This window comes from Glaciimonas immobilis (assembly GCF_011947285.1).
Taxonomy (GTDB): Bacteria; Pseudomonadota; Gammaproteobacteria; order Burkholderiales; family Burkholderiaceae_D; genus Glaciimonas; species Glaciimonas immobilis.
Map to the genome: position 1 here is coordinate 1 of NZ_JAAOZT010000021.1, position 3,543 is coordinate 3,543.

Sequence of the window (3,543 nt, forward strand, 5' to 3'; positions counted from 1 at the left end):
CAGCAACGTCTGGCTGCTCTGGCGCAGCAACATGGGGCGCTGGAGGCGGCCGACAACGATGCGATCATCCACCGACTGGCGACCCAACAATCGGCGCTGGCTGGTAGCGGCGGCAATGTCGCCGACAACACGTTTGCGGAATTTAGCGCGCCGCATCTGCTGCTGGCCAGCCCGGCGGGCATCGCGACCTCGACGCCACAATCGACGCATATTGCTAGCGGTGAACAGATCGCGCTGACCAGCGGCGAGAGCCTGAGTTTATCGGTCGGACAACGGTTGATCGCGAATGTAAAAAACGGGATTCGGCTGTTTGCGTATAACGCGGGGATGAAAATGCTGGCCGCCAGCGGGGACATTCAACTCTCGGCGTTGAAAGATAGCGTTAACATTTTAGCCAGACTTAACATTACCCACACCGCCACGCAGATCACCATCAACGCCAAAGAAGAAGTCTGCATCAATGGCGGTGGCAGCTATAGCCGTTGGAATGCCAGCGGGATGAACAGCGGCACCAAAGGTAGCTGGACCGCCCATGCCGCCGGGCATTCGATGGTCGGGCCCGATAGCCTGCCGGTGGAGTGGCCACAGTTTCCGCAGGCGGTCTGTAAGGAATGTGAAAAAGCGGCACGGGCGGCGGGAACACGCCTCGGCTCCCCTCCCTTTTAATTTTTTAGAAAGCAAAATTATCATGTTTTACGGCGTTGATTCACACCATCCCAATTTGCTGCGCCAGATCGAAGCGACGCTGGTCACGCTGACAGAGAAACATCAAAATATCACGACCAAGATTTTAATTAACGGCACTTTTGATGATGAGTTAGGCCTACACCTGTTTAACCAAAGTAAAAGACCACCGGCCGGTATCGTCTCGCTTTACGAAAATTCCGTATTGAGCGATCTGGAAGAATGTGCGCCCTTTTTGCTTTCCGCCGACTCGCCGCGCCTGCCCCGATTATTAGAACGCAGTGACGGCGTTCCGATGTTCAGCATCCTGCAAAGTCCACTGACAATACACGGATTGCAACGCCACTTCTCCGCGTTCCTGCAAGTACGTACGCCGTCCGACGGTCGGTGTTTTCCGCTCGCTTTTTCGGACACCACCTGTAGCGAGGATATTCTGCAAAACCTGAATGAGAACCAACGCAACGCTTTTTGCGCAGGCTTTGCAGCGTGGCATCTGGTCAACCGCGAAGGCAAACTGACGACCATCAACGGGACCTGCTTTGATGCAGCATCCTACGCGCCGCCAGCGCTCGGCGATGCAAACGCGATCAACATCACCGATAAGCAATTTGCCGGATTAATCGATAGCGGCGAAGCAGATTACATCCTGCGGCAATTGTTTGAAAATTCCCCTTCGTCAGTCAAGGACCACATATCGTCCGTGACCTTCCACCAAATCCGTCAGTTATTACCGGAATTGAACAAACGAGAATTAACACAGGAAGAAGAGCGCTACACGTTGATTGCAGAAGCAATCCGACTCCCGGATTTTTATAAGGCTTTGGATATGTTGGATACAGTCCAGAAACTACGCGCCTCGTCCGATTCGAAATAAGCAAAATAACCTTTTAAGCCATGATCAAATCCAGCGCTGCCAAACGAAGAAAACAATGCATCAACTACGCGCTGATGCTTGCCGCCGCGATGGGTATGAGCGCTTGCAGCACACCTCAAGTTATCAGCCACTTACCGCAAAATACACGCCCTCTGTTTGTGCCTACGCCATCAACAGCGGTGTCGATGTCCTGTGCAAACCATACAGACGGTTACATACATTCCTATGGCGTACAGGAACCGCTCACTATGGCAAAAAGCATCATTTATGCGCTCAACTGCCAGCCGCATGAAATGGGTGGAGGAGTGGTGGCAGCTGGATTTACGCTACCCGATCAATGGCAACCCGGCATGAAGGTCAAAGTCCGCTGGAAGCCGAATGCACGTGACTGGATAGAAAAAACCACCACGATCCGATGGTATGCCACGCCAGAAAGATTATTCGTCCACTTTTTTGCCAACGATGAAGTACGCGTTTTGTCGTCGAGTCCGTTTCCAAGAAGCACACTCCACCCCATTCTAATGAATGTCACTATCGCCCCACCCGAGGAAGAATAAATGAACGCCATAGTAAAATCCGCACCGCAGGTTATTTCCGATAATGTCGAAAACGAAATGACGCCAAACTTCGCCGAGACCTGCGCCCGCATGCGTAAAGAAGCGCGTCCCACCAAAAACATTCCATGGTGCCAGCAGTACATCAATATTGGCGTATTTTTTGACGGCACCGACAACAACCGAATTCGCGACGAACCGTTGAAGAGTCACACCAATATCGTTAAATTATTTAATGCGCATAAAAGTGCCGATGGAAAAGGATGGCTAAAGGTACCCGGACACTATCGAATTTATGTTCCTGGACTCGGCACCCGCTTCCCCGAAAACCGCGAATGGCGTGAAACGATGGAAGGCAAGGCGTTTGGCAAAGGTGGTCAGGCACGAATTTTATTCGCCCTATTAGAAGTGTATAACTCGGTATACAATGCCTTTAATAGCGACGCTCCCCTGTTTAATAATAAGGACATCGCCGCCAAACTACAACAATACACGCAAGACATCGATACCGGCGATCCCCTCCGGGATGCCCATGCACCACGTCCCGACCGCCGCAGCTGGTTTGACCCTCTCAGCAAAAAACTGGATACTGCTCTGCGCGAGGCCCGGACGAAACGCCCGTTACCACAAATCCCGCTGATCAGTCTTTCGGTCTTCGGTTTCTCACGCGGCGCGACGCTGGCACGCGCGTTTTGTTACTGGTTTAATGACTTGCTGGTGAAGGATAAAACCTTTGCCGGCATGCCCACCCGCATTGAATTTTTAGGCCTGTTCGAATGCGTGGCAAGTGTCGGGATGTCGCAGTCCGCTGCCGAAACTACGCCGGCATTCTGGGCCGATGGGCATTGGGACTGGGCCAGAGAAACGCTGCAACCGTTGCCCGACTGCGTCCGGCAAACCGTCCATTACGTCGCCGCCCATGAACAGCGCCGTAATTTTCCCGTCACGCGGGTCACAGGAAATAACGTGACCGAAGTCGTTTATCCGGGGGTCCATGCCGATCTCGGTGGCGGTTACGCACCGGGCGACCATGGACGCGGTATCGAAAAGGATAAAGGTCTGGTAAGTATGCTGTTATCGCAAGTCGCATTAGCACATATGCATCGGGCCGCGACCAAAGCGGGGGTGCCACTGGCGGCCTATTGCATCATGGCATCCGATCAAAAAGAAGACCATGCCATCCACTCCAAATTAGTCTACGCGTGGAACGACTATATGGCCGCCAGCTCCTTTAACGGCGACTATCACAGCATCATCCGCCAGCACATGACGTTGTATTACGCTTATCGGCGGCAGCGTCTGGGGAGTATGGAGCATTCGGTCGGATATTACCGCGCAACGCCGCAAGAACAACACAATATCAAGAGCTATAACGATTTACTGCGCGGCGATGTGGCGATACTGAAAGCGCGCGCGCAGTTAGCCAAAGAC

General features: G+C 53.0%; 4 protein-coding genes. All 4 read left to right on the forward strand.

Annotated features, from left to right (window positions below; all coding sequences use genetic code 11):
• A partial coding sequence (locus HAV38_RS21240) for a DUF2345 domain-containing protein (RefSeq protein WP_168057401.1) occupies positions 1-666 on the forward strand: 666 nt, incomplete at its 5' end.
• A gap of 22 nt (positions 667-688) precedes the next feature.
• The gene (locus HAV38_RS21245; RefSeq protein WP_168057402.1) at positions 689-1,558 is read left to right on the forward strand and encodes a DUF4123 domain-containing protein; all 870 of its coding nucleotides are present in this window, start codon (positions 689-691) and stop codon (positions 1,556-1,558) included.
• Positions 1,559-1,743: 185 nt separating this feature from the next.
• Complete coding sequence (locus tag HAV38_RS22020) at positions 1,744-2,115, forward strand: DUF3304 domain-containing protein (RefSeq protein WP_260326515.1); 372 nt, start codon at positions 1,744-1,746, stop codon at positions 2,113-2,115.
• Positions 2,116-3,543: T6SS phospholipase effector Tle1-like catalytic domain-containing protein (locus tag HAV38_RS21255; protein WP_168057404.1), on the forward strand; the 1,428-nt coding region annotated here is incomplete at its 3' end.